Below are 21,263 nucleotides of genomic sequence, written 5' to 3'. Positions count from 1 at the left end.
ACTCTCATGACAGTGCTGAACTGTCTGCCATGACAGTGCTGGAGAAGTTCTCGCTCGCGGGAAAGGTCGCTCTCGTCACCGGCGGCAGCCGCGGGCTCGGTCGGGCGATGGCGCAGGCGTTGGGCGAGGCCGGTGCCGCCGTCGCGCTCGCGGCCCGCGGCATCGACGCCGCACGCCAGGCGGCCGATGACCTGGCTCGGAAGGGGATCCGCGCGATCGCCGTCCAGGCCGACATCACCGACACCGCCCAGGTCGAGCAGATGGTAGCGACCGTCACGAACGACCTCGGACCGCTCGACATCCTCGTCAACAACGCCGGGATCAGCGCGCCCGGCCGCGCACTGGAGACACCTGATGCCGCGTGGCACGAGGTTTTCGCGACCAACGTCGACGGACTCTGGTACTGCAGTCGCGCCGTCGCCCGGCACATGGTCGAGCGCGGCACCGGCACGATCGTCAACGTCGGCTCGATGTCGGCGATGATCGTCAACCAGCCGCGGTGGCAGCCGTCGTACCTCGCGTCGAAGGCTGCGGTCCACCAGCTCACCAAGGCGCTCGCCGCCGAGTGGGCACCACACGGCATCCGGGTCAACGCCCTCGCGCCCGGCTACTTCCTCACCGAGATGTCACCGGTGGACCAGCCGGAGTACCACAAGTGGTGCGTCGAACCCGCCGCGATGAAACGCTACGGCCTGCCTGACGAGCTCGGACCTGCCGTCGTCTTCCTCGCAAGCGACGCGTCGAGCTTCATGACCGGGTCCGTCATGGTGATCGACGGCGGCTTCACGCTCTTCTGACCGCGACCCGCCCCACTGTCCCCAGGCGGCAATGACCACGCTGAGCAGGCAAGTGGGACCTCAGCAAGGCGTCGACACCCGTCGAGATTCCTCTGGCCTCGCTGGCATGGCTACTAACCCACCAGGCGAGGCGAGCCGCCACCGAGCGGGTCGAGTCGCCACCAAGCGAGGCACCCACCCATCAGGCGAGGCGACTCACCCGCTCAGCGTGGTCATTCCCCCGCCAGCCGCCACGTCAGTCGATCAGGTCGTACGCCGGAATCGTGAGGAAGTCCACATAGTCCGAGGACAGCGCCACGCGCTCGAACAGGTCCCGCGCCTCGTCGTACTGGCCGTACTCGTACGCCTCGTCGCCCACGGTGGAACGAATGTGCGCCAGCTCCTCGTCCTCGATCCGGTGCACCAACTCGGCCGTGACGACCTCGCCGCTGTCGAGTGTCACCGCGTTGTTGATCCACTGCCAGATCTGCGAACGCGAGATCTCGGCCGTCGCGGCGTCCTCCATCAGGTTGAAGATGGCGACCGCGCCGTTGCCGCCGAGCCAGGCCGCCAGGTAGTGCAACGCCACCGCGATGTTGTTGCGCAGGCCGGCCTCGGTGACCGACCCGGGGGTCGACTTCACATCCAGCACGTCCTCGGCGATCACGTGCACGTCGTCGCGCTGCCGGTCGAGCTGGTTGGGCCGGTCGCCGAGCTTGGCGTCGAAGACCTCCTTGCAGATGGGTACGAGGTCGGGGTGAGCGACCCAGGAACCGTCGAAGCCGTCGTTCGCTTCGCGTTCCTTGTCGGCGCGGACCTTCGTGAGGGCCTGCTCGTTGACCTCGGGATCGCGCCGGCTCGGGATGAACGCCGCCATGCCGCCCATCGCGAACGCCCCCCGCCGGTGGCAGGTCGCCACCAGGAGCTCGGTGTAGGCGCGCATGCACGGTGCCGTCATCGTGACGGCGTTGCGGTCGGGCAGGACGAACGACGGGCCCACGTCACGGAAGGTCTTGATGATGCTGAAGAGGTAGTCCCAGCGGCCGGCGTTCAGCCCCGAGGCGTGCTCGCGCAGCTCGTAGAGGATCTCCTCCATCTCGAACGCCGCCGGAATCGTCTCGATGAGCACCGTCGCCCGGACCGTGCCGGCCGGGATGCCGAGCCGCTCCTCGGCATAGGTGAAGACATCGTTCCAGAGCCTGGCCTCGAGGTGGCTCTCCATCTTCGGCAGGTAGAAGTACGGTCCGCTGCCACGGTCGAGCAGCTCCCGGGCGTTGTGGAGGAAGTGCAGCCCGAAGTCGACGAGCGCACCCACGAGCGGTGTGCCGTTGACGTGCAGGTGCCGCTCGTCGAGATGCCACCCGCGGGGGCGTACGACGATCGTCGCGAGCGGCGCGTCGTCGCGCAGCGTGCGGGTCGTGCCGTCCGGCGAGCTGAAGGTGATCTGCCGCCGGATCGCGTCGTGGAGGTTGACCTGACCGCCGACGACGTTGGCCCAGTGTGGTGTGTTGGCGTCCTCGAGGTCGGCGAGCCACACGTTGGCGCCGGAGTTGAGGGCGTTGATCGTCATCTTGCGTTCGGTCGGTCCGGTGATCTCCACGCGACGGTCCTGGAGGTCAGCGGGTGCCGGTGCAACGCGCCAGGACGGATCGTCTCTCACCTCACGGGTCTCCGGTAGGAAGTCCAGCCGGCCGGTCCGCGCCGCCTCCGCACGCCGCTCTCGTCGCCTGGCCAGCAGTTCGTCGCGCCGCGCGCCGAACCGCTCCTGCAGGTCGCGTAGGAATGCGAGCGCCTCGCTGGTGAGGATCTCCTCGCCTCGTTCGACACGGGGGCCTGCCACCGTGATGTCGGCCACGATCTGCACCTTTCTTTCCGGACTACTCTCCCGGCTATTGGCAACGTCTAGCACATCGGCCACAAACGCGGCAGCTCCGGTCGACAGTCCGCCGACCGTTCGCTGCGACTCTCTAGGAGGATGGAGGGCGTGTCAGAGGACCGATGGGGAGTGCCGACCCGGCTGCTCGCCACCGTCGTCCTCGGAACGCTGCTCAATCCCCTCAACTCCTCCATGATCGCGGTCGCGCTCGTACCCCTGCAGCACGAGTTCGACGTCGGCGTGGCGACCGCCACCTGGTTGGTGAGCGGGTTCTACCTCGCCGCCGCGGTGGGCCAACCGCTGATGGGACGGTTCGTCGACCTCTTCGGGGCGCGTCGGCTGTTCGTCGGTGGGCTGACGCTCGTGTGCGCCTCCTGCGTACTCGCTCCCTTCGCTCCCGGCTTCTGGTGGCTGGTCGGAGTCCGCGTCCTCCTCGCGGCCGGTACGTCCACCGCCTTCCCCGCGGCGCTCGTCCTCATCCGCGCCGCGGCGATGGGAAACCCTGACTCGACGACCGCGGAGCCTCGGCCGCCGGCCGCCGCCCTCGCCTTCCTCAGCATCGCGGCCTCCACCAGCGCCGCCCTCGGTCCCGTCCTCGGCGGCTTCCTGGTGGCGTTCGCCGGGTGGGAGGCGGTGTTCCTCGTCAACGTGCCCCTCACGCTGGCCGGCATCGTCCTCGCCCTCCGGGTCCTCCCTCAGGTCCCCACCAGGCATGCGGGCGACACATCCCTCCTCGCCACGGTCGATTTGCCGGGCATCCTCCTGTTCAGTGGCACACTCACCGGGCTGCTCGTCTTCGTCCTCTCGATCGAGGGCGGGGCACTGTGGTGGCTCGCGGTGGTCGTCGCCGGGTTGGCGGTCCTGTTGGTGCTCCGGGAGCGCTCGACGGCGACGCCGTTCCTCGACATACGCGGCCTGGTGGCCAACCGCGGACTCTCGGCCGTACTCGGCCAGCAGGGCGGGTTCAACCTGGTGTTCTACTGCGTCTTCTTCGGGCTGCCGCTGTGGCTGGGGTCCGTCCGGGGCTTCGGGGCGGACACGGTCGGCCTGCTGGTGCTGCCGATCGCGGCGATGGGTGTTCTCATGACGCCCGTCGCGGCCCGGCTCGTCCGCCAGCGGGGATCCAGGGCGACGCTGGTCTTCGGGTCGCTGGTCCTCCTGCTCGCGACGGTCCTCGTCCAGGTCCTGTCGGACGCGACACCCATCGTGGTCCTCGTCGCCGTCGCCCTGCTCTTCGGTATCCCGGGCGGATTCAACAACCTCGGCCTGCAGAGTGCGTTGTACGAAGCGAGTCCCGGGGACCGGATGGGCTCGTCCGGCGGGTTGTTCCAGACGTTCCGCTACCTCGGAGCGATCTCGGCGACCAGCGTGCTCGGCGTGGTCTTCGAGCACGATCTGAGCAGCGCGGGCCTGCACCGGATCGGTTGGATCATGACCGGTGTCGCCGTGGCGCTCGTGCTCCTGGCCCTCCTCCTGCGCCCACGCCCCAGCACCCCAGCCCCTCCCCCGACTGCCCCTGTTCCATGATCATGAAAGTTTCTCGGCGTATGGACCCAGGTTTCTTTCATGATCACCATCATGATCACGGGATGAGCGGGCGGAATGTGTGCCAGGCGCGGCGGGAGTACGTGGGGGCGCGCAGCGGTGGCCAAGAGCGTCACCAGGCATCGAGCCTGCCGCCCGCGTGCATCGGCACACGTTAGCGTGGGTGGTGCGCGCCGCAGCAGGAGCCGGAGGGTCATGACGGTCATCGAACGCCTACGCACCTCGCTTCAGGACGTCGTCGGTCCAGGGGGCGTGATCGCCGAGCCCAGCGAGCTTCGTACCTACGAATGCGATGGGCTCACCGGCTACCGCGTCACGCCGGCACTGGTCGTCCTCCCGACGTCGGGGAAGGAGGTCGCGGCGGTCGTCGCAGCCTGCCACCAGGCGAAGGTGCCGTTCGTCGCGAGAGGTGCGGGCACGGGCCTGTCCGGAGGCGCTCTCCCCGTCGCCGAGGGGATCGTGGTCTCGCTCCAGCGGATGCGTTCGATCATCGGGGTCGACCCGGTCAACCGCACCGCGACCGTCGAGCCAGGGGTGACCAACCTCGCGATCAGCCGGGCGGCCTCGCCACACGACCTCTACTACGCACCCGACCCGTCGAGCCAGCAGGTCTGCACGATCGGCGGCAACGTTGCCGAGAACTCCGGCGGCGCACACTGCCTGAAGTACGGCTTCACCACCCACCACGTCCTCGCCATGGAGGTCGTCCTCCCCGACGGCGACGTCGTCACCCTCGGCGGCCCGTCGCCCGAGGTCGCCGGTCCGGACCTGCGTGGAGTGGTCGTCGGCTCGGAGGGCACTCTCGGGATCGTCACGAGCATCGTCGTACGCCTGCTCCGCAAGCCCGAGTCGGTCCGAACCCTGCTGGCGGACTTCCCGTCCATCGAGCAGGCCGGCGACACGGTGACCGACATCATCGGCGCCGGCATCGTCCCGGCCGCGATGGAGATCATGGACCACCTCGCGATCGTGGCGTCGGAGGCCGCGGTCGGAGCGGGTTACACCCTCGAGACCCCCGCGGCACTGGTGGTGGAGCTGGACGGGCCCGCCGACGAGTGCGCCGGCCTCTTCGAGGCGGTGCAGAAGATCTGCGAGGCGAACGGTACGACGAAGATCCGGGTCGCCGCCGACGACGCCGAACGCGCCCGGATCTGGACCGGTCGCAAGGCCGCGTTCGCCGCCGTCGGCAGGATCAGCCCCGACTACTTCGTCCAGGACGGCGTGGTCCCCCGTACCCGTCTGTCCGAGGCCCTCCGCCGGATCGGCGCGATGGGTGACGAGGCCGGGCTGCGGGTCGCCAACGTCTTCCACGCCGGCGACGGCAACCTGCACCCGCTGGTGCTCTACGACGAGAAGCAGGGCGAGCACGAGCGGGCCGAGAAGCTCTCAAAGGAGATCGCCGAACTGTGCGTCGAACTCGGCGGGTCGCTGTCGGGCGAGCACGGAATCGGTACGGACAAGGCGTGCTCCATGCCGGTGATGTTCGGCGAGGACGACCTCGCGACCATGGACCGTGTGCGCCGTGCGTTCGATCCCCTCGGGGTCTGCAATCCCGGCAAGGTCCTGCCGACACCGCGTCTGTGCGGCGAGCGACCGGGACCCTACCGTCCACATCCGCTGGAGGCTGCCGGTGTCATCGAGCGGCTCTGAGTCCACGCCGGAGCTTCCCGCGACGCGGCCGGTCGACCTGCGCGAGGCGCGGGACGCCGTGGCTGATACCGCTGGCGCCGGTCAGCGCGTCCTGCTTCGTGGCGCCGGCACCGCACAGTCGTGGGGCGGGCCCGTCCGCGACGCGGCCGCCATCATCGACACCACCGGGCTCGACCAGATCCTTGCGTACAACCCGGCTGACATGACCGTCGCGGTGGGTGCGGGTATCGCGCTCGGGGACCTGCAGGCCAAGCTCGACGGGCAACGCGTCGCTTACGACGCCGCGAGAGTGCCGGAGGGCGCGACGGTCGGCGGGCTGCTCGCGACCGGTGACGCCGGACCACTCCGCGCCACCTACGGCACCCTGCGCGATCTGGTGATCGGCGTCACCGTCGTCCTCGCCGACGGCACCGTCGCCCGCTCCGGCGGACACGTCATCAAGAACGTCGCCGGATACGACCTGGCCAAGGTCCTCTCCGGCTCGCTCGGAACCCTCGGACTCGTGGTCGAGGTGGTCCTCCGCGTCCATCCGCTGCCCGAGGCGACCGGCACGCTCGCGGTGGTATGTGACGTCCCGACGGCGTTCACGTGCGCGAGCGGCCTCCTCGCATCGCCTCTCGAGCCTGTCGCGGTCGAGTGGTACGCAGGACGCCTGCTGGTTCGCTTCGAGGGCACGCGGGCAGGCGTCACCACCCGCCTGGGCAAGGCCACGGACCTCGTCCGCGAAGACTCCGGTCTGGCACACGGCGGCGCCGACGTCCTCGACGGTGCCGGCGAATCGGCCGCCTGGGACGAGGTCGCCGACGTCGTACGCGGAGCACCTGGCGACACGGTCCTGCGCGTCGGCAGCCGGGCCAGCGACCTGCCCGACCTTGCCGCCCGACTCGACGCCCTCGCCACCGACCACGACATCGACGCGACGCTCACGTCGAGCGTCGGCATCGGCGTCCACACCGTACGCATCCGCGGCGACGAGGCCGCAGCGCACGCGGCCGTTGTCGCGGCCTGGCGAAGTGCGGTACTGGAACGCGGCGGCAGTGTCACTCTCCACCGCAGGATCGCCGGCCTCGACGACCTCGTCCCCAGCTGGGGCCCGGCGCCGGCGACGTTGCCGCTCCTGCGTGCGCTGAAGACCCAGCTCGACCGCGACAACAGGCTCGGCCCCGGCCGCTTCGCGCCGTGGTACTGAGCCCCAGGGAGCAGCGGATGAGTACCACGTCGTCGCCACGAGCGGCAGAAGGAAGATCGCGATGAGCGTCGACAATGTTCCCGAGTCCGGCGACATCTTCGCTGGCACTGGTGAACGCCCGGACGGCGCCGCCGTTCCGACCAGCGCCCCGGTCACGGACCTCGCGCCCGCCGGCGCCCGCGGAAACTTCGACGCCCACCACCCACCCGAGCAGGCGCTCATCGACGACTGCGTCCACTGTGGGTTCTGCCTCCCCACCTGTCCGACGTACGCGCTCTGGGGCGAGGAGATGGACTCCCCCCGCGGCCGCATCTACCTGATGGACCTGGTGGGACAGGGCGATGCGCGCATCGACGACACACTGGTCGGCCACTTCGACACCTGCCTCGGCTGCATGGCCTGTGTGACGGCCTGCCCGTCCGGCGTGCAGTACGACAAGCTGCTCGAGTCGATGCGCCCGCAGATCGAACGCCACTACCCGCGTAGCTTGCGTGACCGGGCCTTCCGCCGGGCGATCTTCGCGCTCTTCCCGTACCCGCGCCGGCTGCGGGTGGCGGCACTGGGCGGGATCCTTTACCAGCGCTCGGGTCTTGCCAGCCTGCTACGACGGAGCAGTCTCTTCGCCCGGCTGCCGGCGCGGCTGCGTGCTGCCGAGTCGCTCCTGCCACCGGTCACACTGCGCGAACTGGCGACGCGACCGCCCGCGCGGGTGGCCGCCGTGGGTACGCCACGGCTGAAGGTGGCGGTGTTGACCGGCTGCGTCCAACGGGTGTTCTTCTCCGGGGTCAACGCCGCGACCGTACGCGTCCTCGCCGCCGAGGGATGCGAGGTCCTCATCCCCCGCGACCAGGCCTGCTGCGGCGCGCTCAGCATGCACACCGGCCGTGAGCCCGAGGCGCTCGAGCGGGCCCGTCGCACGATCGCCATCTTCGAGGCGTACGACGTCGACACCATCGTCGTCAACGTCGCCGGCTGCGGTTCGACGATGAAGGACTACGGCACGCTCCTGCGCGACGACCCGGCCTGGGCCGAGCGCGCGGCCGCGTTCAGTGCCAAGGTGCGCGACGTCACCGAGGTGCTCGCCGACCTGGAGCCGCAGGCTCCGCGGCATCCGATCGAGGCCCGGGTGGCGTATCACGACGCCTGCCACCTCGGGCACGCCCAGGGGGTTCGCGCGCAGCCGCGTGCTGTGCTGAACGCGATCCCCCGCCTGGACGTGGTGGACATCCCCGAAGCCGAGCTCTGTTGCGGCTCGGCCGGTGTCTTCAACCTGCTGGAGCCGGACGCCGCCGAAGAGCTCGGCCGGCGCAAGGTCGACAACGTACGCACCGTGGAACCTGATGCGATCGCCACCGCCAACCCAGGATGCCTGCTCCAGATCCGCCGGCACCTGGGCGCGGACGCGTTGCCCCTCATGCACCCGGTCGAGCTCGTCGACGCCTCCATCCGTGGTCGCGGCCTCTCAGGCTGAGAGCTGGCTCAGCTCAACGCATGCGGCCTGGCGTCCAGCAGGTTGGCGAGCCAGCCCAGCAGGGCCGCGCTCCCTCGCAGACCCTGTGCCGTCAGCCGGCGTACGGCCCGGACGAAGCGCACGAGGGCGCTCCCCAGGCCGCCAAGCCGGGGCAGCGGGTAAGCCCCCGCCATCCGCTCGACGTCGGCCAGTCGTTGTTCGTGGATGGTGCTGATGAACAGGTAGTTGTTCCCGTTCATGATGCTGCGACTCCTCCTTGGTGTTTCTTCGTGTCGACTTCAGCTCGTGGTGACCTCATGTGCGTACGGCGGGCGCACGTCGCCGTGCGTGAAGCCCTTTGGGCGCCGTCGCCGTGCGAGCAAGCCGCGCGACCACGTCCCCGATGGCGTTCAGCCGCGGGTATGCCTTGGCGATCCGCTCGACGTCCGCCTTCGTCTCCTCATGCGTCGCGATGACGTAGAGCAAGCTCCACTCCATGTCCATTCCTCCGGATGTCGTTCGTCTCCTACGTCCCCACCGTACGGAGAATCGGTTCGGAAACCCGGGCCGATGGCGAGTCCAAACCCCAGACCAATCAAACCCCAGACCAATCAAGCAGCTCAGTCGGCCATGCCTTCGGCAAGCCATGCCGTCGGACCGATCGGTGAGTGGACGTACCCGCGCCTGTATGCCACGCAGCCCCAACCCGGGCGGCGAGCGGAATACACCTGGGGGTATGGCCGAGCCCGCAGGAAGTCGATCAAGACCCTGGGCGGCCGCATCCGAACCAGCCAGAACGATACCGGCAAGCGGTCGGGAAGAATAACGATTAAAAGGGCGAGGGCGTGACCCGAAGGCCACGCCCCACGTGGTGCGGCCGCGTTCCCGGCTGCCGAGGTCGCCCCTGTCGGTGCCGCGCGGCCACGTCTGGTGTGGTCTTGCCCTTATCGCGGAGGGTGAGTCCGCAATGCGCCCTGCGTCACCAGGACACTACCCATGTGCACGATGGTGCGGTAGACCCGACGGGTCAGTAAGTTCAGACAATTTCCTTCCGAGTCTGTACGACGTTTGAAAAAAGCCCATCCGCCCAGTTCGGGGCGGGTTGCCGCAAGAGTCGAGGATGCACGTACCACGGGCACCTGTCACACCACCTGGTGAAGCCAGCGCACGGCCGCACCGTCACCGGCGTGCCGGAACGATTCCAACTCGTCGTCCCACTGCTTGCCCAACAGGCGATCAACCTCATCCTCGAGCGCGGATTCACCCAGGCTCGCTCGGACCATCGCCGCCCGGAGCCGGTCCTCGGGGATGAGGATGTCGCCATGCGGTCCGGTCACCGCGTGGAAGATCCCCAAGCTCGGCGTGTAGCAGTACCGCGCGCCCTCGACACCGGGGCTGGGTTCCTCGGTAACTTCGTACCGGAGCTGCTGCCAGCCACGCAGTGCGGACGCGAGGGTCGCCGACGTGCCCGGCTCGCCCTGCCAGGAGAGCTCGGTGCGGTAAGCGCCGACAGATGCCGGCTGGGGTATCCAGTCGAAGTTCACCCGCGCACCAACAACGCCGGCGACGGCCCACTCCACGTGGGGACAAACCGCCGACGGCGCCGAATGGATGAACAGCACACCTCGAGTTGTCACCGAGACCACCTCTCTGGTCGAGGGAGCGCCTTCCCCAGCGTCCTCGTCCCAGCACGGGATAGTCCGGTACCGCGATCATTGTGCACGAACCCATCGCGACACGCCCAAGCGACACCGCATGTGTGCGGGATTTCGTTCCGTCGCCGCGCGGAAGCGCTCAGATTCCTTCCGGTGTGCGCGTTACCGAACGACCAGCGCGCCGCGCCAGTTCCGCGAACGTCACGGCGTCCGCGACGGCTGCGCCACCTGGGTCGTTGTTGAAGTACGTATGGACGTCGGCCTTGTCGTCAAAGGTTTCGGCGATCCGCGTCACCCACGAACTCAGTGCCCCTCGACCATAGCGGGGCCACGGTCGCGCACGACCCTCGTGGAGCCGCAGATAACCCCAGTCGGTCGTACGCCACAACGGGGTGACCGGCCGGCCCAGGCGATCGGCCCAGGTGAGGGCGGCGCCATGGTCTTCGAGGAGCCGGCGTACCTCGGCTGTCCACCAGGACTCGTGCCGAGGCTCCACCGCGACGCGCACGCCGGCAGGGAACGCGGCGAGGCACCCGGCGAGCAGATCGAGATCCGCGCGCAGGTTCGGCGGGAGCTGTAGCAGGATCGGGCCGAGCCGGTCGCCGAGTCCACCCGCATGGTCGAGCAACCGCCGCACGGGTTCCTCCGGCTCCCGGAGCCGCTTCATGTGGGTGAGGAACCGACTCGCCTTCACCGCCACGATGACGTCGGCGGGCAGCCGGTCGTGCCACCCCTTGAACACGTCGTACGTCGGCAACCGGTAGAACGCGTTGTCGAGCTCGAGCGTCGCGAACTGCTCGGCGTAGAAGTCGAGCCAAGAGCGCTGGGGCAGTTTCGGCGGATAGAACGGGCCTCGCCAGTCCCGGTAGCTCCACCCGCACGTGCCCACGAGAATCGCCATGCCAGTGACTTTCCCGGTCAAGCGGCCTGCGCATCGAAACGATGCACGCCGATTCCCCAGGTTGCACTCCGAATCTGCCATGCCTGTGGGGAATGATCACGCATGCGTGATCATTCCCGCCCCAGCGGACGAGCCCGCGTTACGGCAGGCGGCCGAGGAGGAACAGGGACGCGGCGGCCGTGACGACGGCGGTGAGCAGGGCGTAGCCCGTCCACTGCGACGTGATCTCCTGCTCTTCCGTCGTGTAGCCGACCGAGGAGCCGATGTCGGTGTAGACCTCCTCCAGCTCCTCACTCGAGGCCGCCGTGTAGGTCTTCGCCCCGGTCGCTTCGGCGATCTGGCGCATCGTCTCCTCGTCAACTGGTACCGGTGTCCGCTGCCCCTCGATCTCCACGGAGCCGAACGGCGTACCGAACGCGATCGTGTAGATCGGCACCTGCGCGCGCCGGGCAGCCGCCACCCCGTCCTGCACGCTCCGCCCGATGTTCCGGTAGCCGTCGGAGAGCAGGACGATCCGCGCCGGAGCCGGCTCGGCGGGTCGGCTCGGGTCGGCGGGCACCTGCTTCAACGCGTCCAAGGACGTGAAGATCGCCTCACCGGTCGCCGTCGACTCCGCCAACTCGAGCCCATCGATGGCCCGGACGACAGCGGCCCGGTCGGTCGTGGGCGGTACGAGGATGCTCGCCGTCCCGGCGAAGGACACCAGCGCGACGTTGAACTTCGGCGGGAGACTGTCGACGAACGCCTTCGCCGCGTCCTGCGCGGCGCGCAGCCGGGTGGGATCCACGTCGTCGGCGCGCATGGAGATCGACACGTCGACGGTGACGATGATCGTCGCGCGTTCGCGGGGGACGTCCACCTGGGTCTGCGGGCGGGCGAACGCCGTCGCCAACAGGCCCACGGTGACGATCATCAGCGCGGCGGCGAGGTGACGGCGCCAGCCCGGGTTGCGGGGTGCCACCCGGGACAGCAGGGCGAGGTTCGTGAACCGCAGTGCGTACTTCTTCCGGCGCCACTGCACCACGAGGTAGCCGGCAACGAGGGCAGGTACGAGGAGCAGCAGCCACAGGCGTTCCGGTGCCAGGAAGCTCACGCGCCGGCTCCTCTCGTCGGTGGGGCGTGCAGTCGCCTGGCGACCCGCCGGTGCCCCAGGACGAAGCGGGCGGTGTCGGCCACCCAGTCCTGGTCCGTACGCAGCAGCAGGTGCGCCGCACCCGCCCGGCGCAACGTCGCCCGTACCCGTTCGCGGTGGGCATGCGCGGCGGCCGCGTAGCGCGCCCTCAGGCCCGGGTCGGACGTGTTGATCTCCTGCATGACTCCAGTCTCGGGATCGGTGAGCCAGACGACGCCGACCGGTGGCAGCTCGAGCTCCCGGGGGTCGAGGACCTCGACGACAAGGACCTGGTGGCGACCGGACAGCCGCTTCATTCCCCGCTCCCAGGGCAGTGGAAGCGTGGGATCGTCGGCGGATCCGTCGAGGAAGTCCGACACCACCAACCGCAGGCCCCGGCGTTGCGGGCCGCGCGAAAGCGTGTCCAGGGCAGTGGCGAAGTCGTCCGCCGGTTCATCGGACGGCGTACGTGGTTCGCCGAGCAGCGAACGCAGCAAGCCGTAGAGCGCCAGCCGGCCCGACCGGGCCGGCCAGCGGCGGACCCGACCACCGCGCACGACGAGCCCGCCGAACCGGTCGCCCAGCCGGTGGGTCAGGAAGCCGACCGTGCCGACAGCGGCGACCGCCAGCTCGCGCTTCTCCAGTGCTGCCGTGCCGAAGTCCATGGAGGCCGACATGTCGACCAGTGCCCACGTCTCGAGCTCCCGATCGGCGATCACGTCGCGGACGTGCGGTGTCGTCGTGCGGGCGGTCACCGACCAGTCCATCCGGCGTACGTCGTCCTCGCCGGGGCGGTAGACGCGCGCCTCGGCAAGCTCCGTGCCCGGTCCCGGAAGGAGTCCCAGATGCTCGCCGTGCAGGAAGCCTTCCAGCCGCCGCACGATGGTGAGCTCGAGCCGCCGCAGCGCGCGCTCCGGCGCAAGTCTGGCGATGCTCCGCTCACTGTGGCGTCCCTCATGGTGCCGGCCCTCGACGGGAACCGGTGCGGGTCCATGCGTACCCGCCGGTCCGGGTGTCGGTGGCCAGGTCACCGGAACTCCGGCCGGCCACTCCCGCCGATGTCCTGCCGCCAGACCGGCCGTGGTGGAGGTACGACAGAAAGGATGCGTTCGACGACCCAGCGGGCCCCCACACCGTCCGCGAGCGCGTCGAAACCGAGAACGAGCCGATGGGGTACGACGTCGCGCGCGACGTCCTGGACATCCTGCGGGAGTACGTAGTCGCGGCCGCGCGTCAACGCCAGCGCCCGCGCCGACGACACCAGCCCGAGGGTCGCCCGCGGGCTCGCCCCCACCTCGATGACCCCGGCGAGATCCGGGACGTGGTAGTCGGCCGGACGGCGGGTCGCGAGGACCAGACGTACGACGTAATCCGCGACCAGCCGGTGGACGAACACCCGGTCGGCGGCGTGCTGGAGTGCCAGGATCCGTTCAGGGGCAAGGATCTGGCGCGCTGACGGCGGGTTGACACTCATGCGCTCGAGGATGCGGAACTCCTCCTCGGCGTCGGGCAGGTCGACGTCGACCTTGACGAGGAACCGGTCCCGCTGCGCTTCCGGTAGCGGGTAGACACCCTCGGACTCGAGCGGGTTCTGGGTCGCGATGACGATGAACGGCGCCGGCAACGGGAACGTCTTGCCGCCCACCGACACCTGCCCTTCGGCCATCAGCTCCAACATCGCCGACTGCACCTTCGCGGGCGCGCGGTTGACCTCGTCGGCCAGGACGAAGTTGACGAAGACAGGTCCGAGCTCGACGTCGAACGCCTCCTTGCTCGGCCGGTAGATCCGCGTGCCGACAATGTCGGACGGCACCAGGTCGGGCGTGAACTGCAGGCGGGCGAAGTTGCCGCCGACGACCTTCGCGAACGTACGGACCGCGAGCGTCTTCGCCACGCCTGGAACGCCTTCGAGCAGGCAGTGCCCCCGGGCCAGCAGGGCGACCATGAGGCGTTCGACCATGTGGTCCTGGCCGACGATGACCCGCTTCACCTCGTTCAGAGCGTCTGCGAGGACCATTCCCTCCGCGACGATTCCACCACCGTCCGCCGGTTTGCCGGAGCCGACTCCTGGTGGTGCGGTTCCGCCCGCATCCGGCGCGTGCCCGTCGGACATCGCCGGCGGCGCCCCGCCCGGACTCGCGGCATCCCGCTGGCCCGACTCCTGCGGAAATGGGTGGCCCTGGGATGGACCTGGTGGCTGCGCACCACGCACCTGCGGGTTCACCCCCTCCGGGCGGCCGGCGGCCAGCTCGCTGCGATCCGGCGTCGTCATGTGGCGATTCCTCTCCAATGGCCTGCACGTCGTATCGTCGGCCACGCAACCAAGCGTGCCATTAGCCAGGCCACGCCACCTGTCCCAGGGGCATCAGCACACCGGGGGTCCACATGGTCGAGCCGTTGCGTCCCGGCGATCCGACGCTGCTCGGGCCGTTTCGCGTGCACGGCCGGCTCGCCGCACGAGATGCCGGCGTGGTCCTCGTGGGCTATGACCCCGCCGGACGTGCGGTCGCCTTGACCGTCCTCCACACGGCGGCTGCCGCCGACCCGGCCGCCCGCGATCGGCTCGTCAGCGCGGTCGAACGCCTCGCCGCACAGTCCCCGGAGGCGATCGTCGCCGGTGCACCACACGAGACCGTCCCCTGGATAGCGACCGCGTACGCACCGGGGACGCACCCGACCGCCGGTCTCGCCCTGCTCGGTGCCGCCGGGCTCGGCGACGAGGCGTCGACAACCACCGCAGGGCTCGGCACCGCGGTCGGTCCCGACTTCGCACCCCACTGGGCCGGCTCCCCTGCCGCGACCACGATCACGCCGTCGGGTACACCAGGGGGGGCGAATCCGGTCATCCAGCAGACGGGGTCCTCCCACTCGCTCCTCGTGGTGGCCGCGTGCATCCTCGCCGCGTGCGCAGTCATCGGCGGTGGCGGCTTCCTCGCCCGCGCACTCGTAGACTCCGGCGACGACGTGGCCGGTCCGCGGGCACCCCAGGCCGGTCAGACCGAACCGCTTCCGGCACCGAGCGAATCCCCGCCGGACGGCGACTCCACCTCCCCGCAGGACCCGCTGTCGCCGTCGTCGTCTCCCCGCTCCCACATACCCGATGGGCCCGCCGGACCAGTTGCCGGTCCCACCTTCGGCAAGGACGAGCCGACCTACCTCATGGATCTGCGTGGGTTTTCGTTCGACTTCCGAGTTCCCAAGTCGTGGGGGTGTTTGCGCAGCAGCAAGGCCGGACCCGACGCGGTCCGGTGGATCTGCGTGGACGAGAGCTACGCGTTCTCCGGACACCCGGGTGACCCACCGGGCGGCGTCGTCGAGGTGCAACGCTGCCGGCCACGCTGCGACGGCGCCCAGTGGGGCAAGATCCGTGACCAACTGCCGGAGCTCTCTGCCAACTGGCGGCGTACCGACGACACCACGATGTATGCGGAATGGACCGTCGGCTCCGGCGCGACCGCGCGGACGTCGGTCGCGCTGAGTCATGTTTTCGCGGAGGCAGGGCGCGGCCACGCCGACACCCACGTCGCCGTCCGGCTGGCAGGGACCCCTGATCAGAAGCGGACCCTGCAGAAGATCGTCAACGACATCCGTACGCAGACGCCCTGACGGCGTAGCTGACGCCGTTGCTGACAGGCCCTTCGGACGCGGGTGCCACCGCACTCTGGACACCGCGGTCGCCATGGCGACCGCGGCGGTCCGCACGGTCGTCCAAAGCCTCATTGGCGAATCCCCCGGTCCGTCCACCCCACCATGACACGGACGGTCGGGCATCGACCGGTTGATCTGGAACCTTGACACGCCACGCCACGGAGCGAATCCAGGCAGACCGGCAGAACCCGGCGCTACCCGGTGGAAGTCACCCGGGTGGTGCGCAGCGCCTGGTCGAGACGGTCCGGCTGCCTGACCCGGAGGGCCAGGAGCACGGTGGCGACGGCGACGGCGATCATGACGGCGTCGATGGCCACGAAGACGGCGACCGGATCCGCCCGGTCGTGCAGCAGGGCGAAGATCACCCCTGCGCCGCCGACCAAGGAGACGTTGCCGAGCGAGTCGGCCATCTGGGCGGCGGCACCGCTCGCGCCGTGCTCGTGGGTCGGCGCGTACTCCAGGAGCAGGACCGACAGGCTCGCCATGGCGAGCCCCATGCCCAGACCGGAAAGGACGCAGCCCGGTGCGGCGACCCAACCCGGAACCGCAGGGAACGCCGAGCACAGGACCAGGACGAGCCCGCAGGTGAGGAACGTCGCACCTGCCTTGATCAGGTTCGGCCGGGAGGTCCGTACGCTGGGCCGGCCCTGCCACCACGCGGCCGTCGACCAGCCGAGCGCGCCGACGGTCAGGGTGAGGCCGGCGACCGTCGTCGACCACCCGCGGTGCTCCACCAGCATCAGCGGGATGAACGCCTGCGCCCCGAAGAAGGCGCCCGCGAACAGTCCGCGCATGCCGACGACGGATGGCAGCCCTCGAGCGAACCGGAGCGTTCCTGGAGGAAGGAGCCTCGGCAGGCTGATCACCATCAGGGCGAGCCCGACCGCGAGCAGGAGCAGGCTCCACCATACGAGCCGCTGTCCTGCGTACTGCAGAAGGCCGATCCCGACCGCCGCCGCCAGCGCACGCCGCTTGCGTCCCTGCCGGCGGGCCGCTGGCGGCACGACCGGGAGGCCGCGGAGACGCGGCAGGACCAGCGCGACCGGTGCGATCGCGACCGGCACGAGTCCGAGGAACACCAGTCGCCAGCTCCACTGTTCGGTCACCGAGCCGGCGATCACCGGACCCACGATCGACGGCAGCACCCAGGCACTGGAGATCGCCGCGAACACCCGCGGCCGGAGATACCCAGGGAACGCCCGCCCGACAATGACGTAGAGCGTGACGACGAGTGCGCCTCCCCCGAGGCCCTGGATCATCCGGCCGACCAGGAAGACCAGCATGGTCTCCGCCACGCCGGCGACGACCAGTCCGACGGTGAAGAGGAGGACGCCGACCACGAACGGCACCACCGGACCGATCCGGTCACACACCTCGCCTGCGACGATCGTCGCGAACATGCTGGCCGTCATGAAGCCGGAGAACGCCCAGGCGTAGAACGCCAACCCGTCCAGCTGGCGGACCGCCACCGGCATGACCGTCGTGACCGCCATCGCCTCGAACGCGACCAGCAGGACCAGCGCGACGATCCCGATCGTCAATGACCGGTAGGTGGGCCCGAGAAGCCGCTCACCGGCGGCCCCTTCCGCCGCCCCGTTCTCTGCCAGCCCGTTCTCTGCCAGCCCGTTCTCCCCTGGCCCCGTCCCGTCCGGCCGGGTGCCACCTGGCCCCGCCGACTCCCTGGAAACACTCACCGCGCCACGTTAGCTCCCGATACGTGCCGGGATATCGGCCGGAGGACCGACGTGGTGTCCGACACCGGGCCTACATCGCGCCTGTGGCCGTTGCCAACGTGGTCGTCTGTGTCGTTCGCTGGCCCCGATGATGGGGTGAGCGGTGTGGCGGGCACGGTATCGCGGGTCTGTGCGGCGGTCGTGCGCGAGACCTGCTTCCTGGTGGACGTACCTCCGAGCGCGTCACCTGCTCTCGGCCACGACCCTGAGCTCAGCCCTCACGATCAGGTACTCGCCGGCATCGCGTGGCGCGGACTCGACGGGCTCGACGGTGATGTGCAGGTGGGCCGGGCGCTCCCGGCGCTACGTCGCCTGCTCACCGGCGGCCGCCGAGGGACACCCGCCCGCTGAGTCCTCTCAGCCCTGCTGCGATCTGCTGCGTCTCCTGCGTTGTGTCACCGGACAACCACTGTTAAGTTTGCGTTCATGAATTAGTTGTGAGTTCGCAAGCAACTGGAGACGCAGTGTCCGCCGGTCACGACCAGCTCGCCGACGACATCCGGCAGTTCCGGCGCGCGGTCATCCCCGACCTCCTGCTCGGCATGCTCCGACGCATGGACGACACCGAACCCAACCTCCTCCAGGTGGCGACGTTGTACGTCCTCGACGCGGGCGCCGACCCCACCGTCCGCGACCTGGCCGCCCAGATCGGGCGGTCCATGTCGGTGACCAGCCGACTGATCGACCCTCTCGTACGCCGCGGCTGGGTGGACAGAGACGAGGACCCTGACGACCGGCGGGCGAAGCGACTGCGGATCACCACGGCGGGAAGCGACTACCTCCGCGCGTTCGAGCAGGTACGCGCGCAGGCGCAACGCCAGCTGATGACCTACCTGACCGACGACGAGCAGCGCGTGGTGAGCGAGGCCATGGCGCTGCTCGGCAAGGCTTCCAGGAGACACCTCGATGAGCGTGACGCAGACGCGGCGCACTGACCTCGTCCTGGACATCGCCGACCTCGACGGCAGCATGCTCGCCGAGGTCGGGGGCAAGGCCGGAAACCTCGGCGAGCTGACCCGTGCGGGCTTCCCGGTGCCGCCGGGCATGTGCGTACGCACCGAGGCGTACCGGCGGGTGGCCGAATCCGCGGATCTGGACGAGGTGCAGCATGCGTTGGCCGACACCCCGCCGACCGACGTTCCGGCGCTGCGTCTGCTGGCCGAGCGGGCACGCTCGGCGCTGCTGGCCGCTCCGGTTCCCGCCGACGTCGCCGACGCGGTCATCGCCGGCTACACCCGGCTCGGTGACGACGTGCCCGTGGCGGTGCGCTCGTCGGCCACGGCGGAGGATCTGTCGTTCGCCAGCTTCGCCGGACAGCAGGACACCTACCTCAATATCGTCGGCGAGGCCTCGGTCATCGACGCCGTACGCCACTGCTGGGCCTCGCTGTGGACCGACCGTGCCGTGGTGTACCGGGCGAGCAACGGCATCGACCATCGCACCGTTCGGCTCGCCGTCGTGGTCCAACGGATGGTCGACTCGGCGATCGCAGGCGTACTGTTCACCGCCAACCCGGTGACCGGGCGACGCCACGAGGCGGTCATCGACGCGAGCCCCGGACTCGGTGAGGCCGTGGTCTCCGGGGCCGTGAGCCCGGACCACTTCGTCGTGGACGTACGTCGCCGCACGATCCTCGACCGGCGAATCGGCGACAAGCGGCTGGTCATCCGGTCGGTACCAGGCGGCGGCACCAAACAGGTCGAGCTCCACGCGGGCGACGCCAGCGGACGGGCGTGCCTCACCGACGACCAGGTAGTGGCACTGGCCGGCCTCGGCACCCGGGTGGAGGACCATTACGGCGCGCCGCAGGACATCGAGTGGGCCGTCGACGAGCACGGTGCCATGTGGCTCACCCAGGCCCGCCCGGTCACGACGCTGTACCCGTTGCCGTCGAGCGCATCCGCTCCCGGAGAGGGCGACGCCGCTGCCGCGCCACGCGTGTACTTCTGCTTCAGCGTCGCCCAGGGCCTGTACCGACCGATCACGCCGATGGGAATCGCCGCTTTCCGGGTCATGGCGTCCGGGGCGTCGCGGCTGCTCGGCTCCCCGGTGACCGACCCGTTGGCCGGTCCGACGGTCCTCACCACGGCCGGGCAACGGCTCTTCATCGACGTCACCACGGCCGTGCGCAGCCGGGTGGGGCGCGCCCTCCTCCCTCGGATCCTGGGCGTGATGGAGGCGAGGTCCGCGGCGATCATGCGGCACCTGTTCGCAGATCCGCGCCTGACGATGGCCCACCCGTCGTGGCTGCCGTTCCTGCGGCGGGTAGGGCGGGTCGCCCTGCGCCACCACGTGCCGCCGCGGCTGGCGTACGCACTGATCCGGCCGGCGAAGGCCCGAGCAGCGCTCAGCCGCATCGGCATCGAGGTGGACCGCCGGCTCGCCGTGCCGGACGACGCGACGCCTGCGCAGCGCCTCGACGCAGCCGTACGCATCCTCGGCGAGGTGGCCCCGCTCGTGCCCCGGATCCTTCCGGTGTTCGGAGCCGGCTTCGCCGCCCTGCACCTAGCCGGCAGGCTGCTCGGCGACGACGCGCGACCCGGAGACATCCCGACGGTCCTGCGTGGCATTCCGCACAACGTCACCACCGAGATGGACCTCGACCTGTGGCAGGTGGCCTCCCGCGTGCGTGCCGACGCGGCCGCGACCGGGCTGTTCCTTACGGCCGGGGTGGAGGAGTTGGCCGAGCGCTACAACGCCGGCTCGTTGCCGCCCGCGGCACAGCAGGGTCTGGAGGACTTCCTGCGGAGCTACGGCCATCGCGCGGTCGCGGAGATCGACCTCGGCATGCCCCGATGGTCCGACGACCCGCGCCACCTCCTCGGCGTCCTCACCAACTACCTACGGATGGCCGAGCCTGACGCTGGGGCCGCCTCACCGGACCGGCTGTTCGCCAGGGGTGTCGCGGAGGCGGAGGCGATGGTCGGGACCCTGGCCGATCGGGCCGCGCGTCGCGGGCGACTGCGGGGCCGAGCAGTGCGGGCACTGCTCGGCCGAGCACGGCAGCTCGCCGGGGTCCGGGAGCTGCCGAAGTTCCACCTCGTCCAGGCCATCGCAACCGCCCGACACCAGCTCGCGCTGGTCGGAGCCGCGCTCACCTCGAGTGGCCGCATCGCCCAACCTGACGACGTGTTCTTCCTCGACCTGGCCGAGGCCCGCGCGGCGCTGGACGGTGCGGACCTGGCCGAGGTGGTCACGGAACGACGTCAGGCCTACGACGACGAACTCCGCCGCCGGCGCATCCCACGGGTCATGCTCTCCGACGGCACCGAGCCCGAGGCGCAGCTGCAGGCCGACGGTCAGAAGGGTGGTCCGAGCGGAGAGTCCGACGTTGGGTCGGACGGGCGGCTGGTGGGCACGCCGGCCTCGGCGGGCATCGTCACCGGCACCGCGCGGGTGATCCTCGACCCGGTCGGCGCACGGCTGGAACCGGGCGAGATCCTCGTCGCGCCGTCCACCGACCCCGGCTGGACGCCGCTGTTCCTCACCGCGGGAGGCTTGGTCATGGAGATGGGCGGAGCCAACTCGCACGGCGCGGTCGTCGCACGCGAGTACGGCATCCCGGCGGTGGTCGGTGTCCATGACGCCACCGAGCGTCTCACCACCGGCCAGCAGGTCACCGTCGACGGCACCACCGGCACCGTCCGACCGTCGGCGCCCCGGCCCTCCCCGTCGACCGAATAGCGAGACTGATATCTCGCATGTTGGTCTGTGCGCGTTAGCCTGCCG

Annotated in this window: 18 protein-coding genes; 9 read left to right on the top strand and 9 right to left on the bottom strand. The window is 70.0% G+C overall.

Going from position 1 to position 21,263, the window contains the following annotated elements:
• Positions 1-29 precede the first annotated feature (29 nt).
• Positions 30-797 carry an SDR family NAD(P)-dependent oxidoreductase gene (locus tag ABN028_RS06880; protein WP_349696010.1) on the top strand — a complete coding sequence of 256 codons (768 nt, stop codon included), beginning with the start codon at positions 30-32 and terminating at the stop codon, positions 795-797.
• A gap of 235 nt (positions 798-1,032) precedes the next feature.
• Here the strand turns inward: ABN028_RS06880 and aceB are convergent, their stop codons facing one another.
• Positions 1,033-2,631 (bottom strand): malate synthase A, encoded by a 1,599-nt coding sequence (gene aceB / locus ABN028_RS06875; RefSeq protein ID WP_349329195.1) that lies wholly within the window; start codon positions 2,629-2,631, stop codon positions 1,033-1,035.
• 129 nt (positions 2,632-2,760) lie between these two features.
• Here aceB and ABN028_RS06870 point away from each other — a divergent pair, with 129 nt between their 5' ends.
• The 4 genes from ABN028_RS06870 (at position 2,761) to ABN028_RS06855 (ending at position 8,507) form a co-directional block, all read left to right on the top strand.
• Positions 2,761-4,179, top strand: a complete 1,419-nt coding sequence (locus ABN028_RS06870) for an MFS transporter (protein WP_349696009.1) — start codon at positions 2,761-2,763, stop codon at positions 4,177-4,179.
• Positions 4,180-4,392: 213 nt separating this feature from the next.
• Positions 4,393-5,847: an FAD-linked oxidase C-terminal domain-containing protein gene (locus tag ABN028_RS06865; RefSeq protein WP_349696008.1), complete on the top strand. Its 1,455-nt coding sequence runs from the start codon at positions 4,393-4,395 to the stop codon at positions 5,845-5,847.
• Positions 5,828-7,036, top strand: coding sequence for an FAD-binding oxidoreductase (locus ABN028_RS06860; RefSeq protein ID WP_349696007.1), 1,209 nt, complete (start codon positions 5,828-5,830; stop codon positions 7,034-7,036). Before ABN028_RS06865 ends, ABN028_RS06860 begins: the two co-directional genes overlap by 20 nt.
• A 61-nt stretch (positions 7,037-7,097) precedes the next feature.
• Positions 7,098-8,507, top strand: a complete 1,410-nt coding sequence (locus tag ABN028_RS06855; RefSeq protein ID WP_349329191.1) for a (Fe-S)-binding protein — start codon at positions 7,098-7,100, stop codon at positions 8,505-8,507.
• Positions 8,508-8,515: 8 nt separating this feature from the next.
• Here the strand turns inward: ABN028_RS06855 and ABN028_RS06850 are convergent, their stop codons facing one another.
• From ABN028_RS06850 to ABN028_RS06820, 7 genes are all read right to left on the bottom strand, one after another.
• A complete protein-coding gene (locus ABN028_RS06850; RefSeq protein WP_349329190.1) occupies positions 8,516-8,746 on the bottom strand; it encodes a hypothetical protein in 231 nt (76 codons plus the stop codon).
• 55 nt (positions 8,747-8,801) lie between these two features.
• On the bottom strand, positions 8,802-8,984 hold the full coding sequence (locus ABN028_RS06845; protein ID WP_349329189.1) for a hypothetical protein: 183 nt from the start codon (positions 8,982-8,984) through the stop codon (positions 8,802-8,804).
• 644 nt (positions 8,985-9,628) lie between these two features.
• A complete protein-coding gene (locus ABN028_RS06840) occupies positions 9,629-10,123 on the bottom strand; it encodes a DUF3145 domain-containing protein (protein WP_349329188.1) in 495 nt (164 codons plus the stop codon).
• Between the two features lie 157 nt (positions 10,124-10,280).
• Positions 10,281-11,042, bottom strand: a complete 762-nt coding sequence (locus tag ABN028_RS06835; protein WP_349329187.1) for a DUF72 domain-containing protein — start codon at positions 11,040-11,042, stop codon at positions 10,281-10,283.
• A gap of 139 nt (positions 11,043-11,181) precedes the next feature.
• The gene (locus tag ABN028_RS06830; RefSeq protein WP_349329186.1) at positions 11,182-12,135 is read right to left on the bottom strand and encodes a VWA domain-containing protein; all 954 of its coding nucleotides are present in this window, start codon (positions 12,133-12,135) and stop codon (positions 11,182-11,184) included.
• Entirely contained in the window at positions 12,132-13,085 is a 954-nt protein-coding gene (locus ABN028_RS06825; RefSeq protein ID WP_349329275.1) for a DUF58 domain-containing protein, read from the bottom strand. Before ABN028_RS06825 ends, ABN028_RS06830 begins: the two co-directional genes overlap by 4 nt.
• A gap of 95 nt (positions 13,086-13,180) precedes the next feature.
• Positions 13,181-14,170 (bottom strand): AAA family ATPase, encoded by a 990-nt coding sequence (locus ABN028_RS06820; RefSeq protein WP_349329274.1) that lies wholly within the window; start codon positions 14,168-14,170, stop codon positions 13,181-13,183.
• A gap of 368 nt (positions 14,171-14,538) precedes the next feature.
• Here ABN028_RS06820 and ABN028_RS06815 point away from each other — a divergent pair, with 368 nt between their 5' ends.
• Complete coding sequence (locus tag ABN028_RS06815) at positions 14,539-15,759, top strand: hypothetical protein (protein WP_349696006.1); 1,221 nt, start codon at positions 14,539-14,541, stop codon at positions 15,757-15,759.
• A 236-nt stretch (positions 15,760-15,995) separates the two neighbouring features.
• Here ABN028_RS06815 and ABN028_RS06810 read toward each other — a convergent pair whose 3' ends face one another.
• Entirely contained in the window at positions 15,996-17,495 is a 1,500-nt protein-coding gene (locus ABN028_RS06810; RefSeq protein ID WP_349696005.1) for an MFS transporter, read from the bottom strand.
• A gap of 144 nt (positions 17,496-17,639) precedes the next feature.
• Here ABN028_RS06810 and ABN028_RS06805 point away from each other — a divergent pair, with 144 nt between their 5' ends.
• The 3 genes from ABN028_RS06805 (at position 17,640) to ABN028_RS06795 (ending at position 21,218) form a co-directional block, all read left to right on the top strand.
• Positions 17,640-17,885: a hypothetical protein gene (locus tag ABN028_RS06805; protein ID WP_349696004.1), complete on the top strand. Its 246-nt coding sequence runs from the start codon at positions 17,640-17,642 to the stop codon at positions 17,883-17,885.
• A gap of 113 nt (positions 17,886-17,998) precedes the next feature.
• The gene (locus ABN028_RS06800; protein ID WP_349696003.1) at positions 17,999-18,469 is read left to right on the top strand and encodes a MarR family winged helix-turn-helix transcriptional regulator; all 471 of its coding nucleotides are present in this window, start codon (positions 17,999-18,001) and stop codon (positions 18,467-18,469) included.
• Positions 18,441-21,218 (top strand): PEP/pyruvate-binding domain-containing protein, encoded by a 2,778-nt coding sequence (locus ABN028_RS06795; RefSeq protein ID WP_349696002.1) that lies wholly within the window; start codon positions 18,441-18,443, stop codon positions 21,216-21,218. Before ABN028_RS06800 ends, ABN028_RS06795 begins: the two co-directional genes overlap by 29 nt.
• Positions 21,219-21,263 lie beyond the last annotated feature (45 nt).

It is taken from the genome of Actinopolymorpha sp. B17G11 (assembly GCF_040196095.1).
Lineage (GTDB): Bacteria > Actinomycetota > Actinomycetes > Propionibacteriales > Actinopolymorphaceae > Thermasporomyces.
The sequence above is the reverse complement of the archived record's forward strand: the minus strand, read 5'-3'. Positions and strand labels throughout refer to the sequence as shown.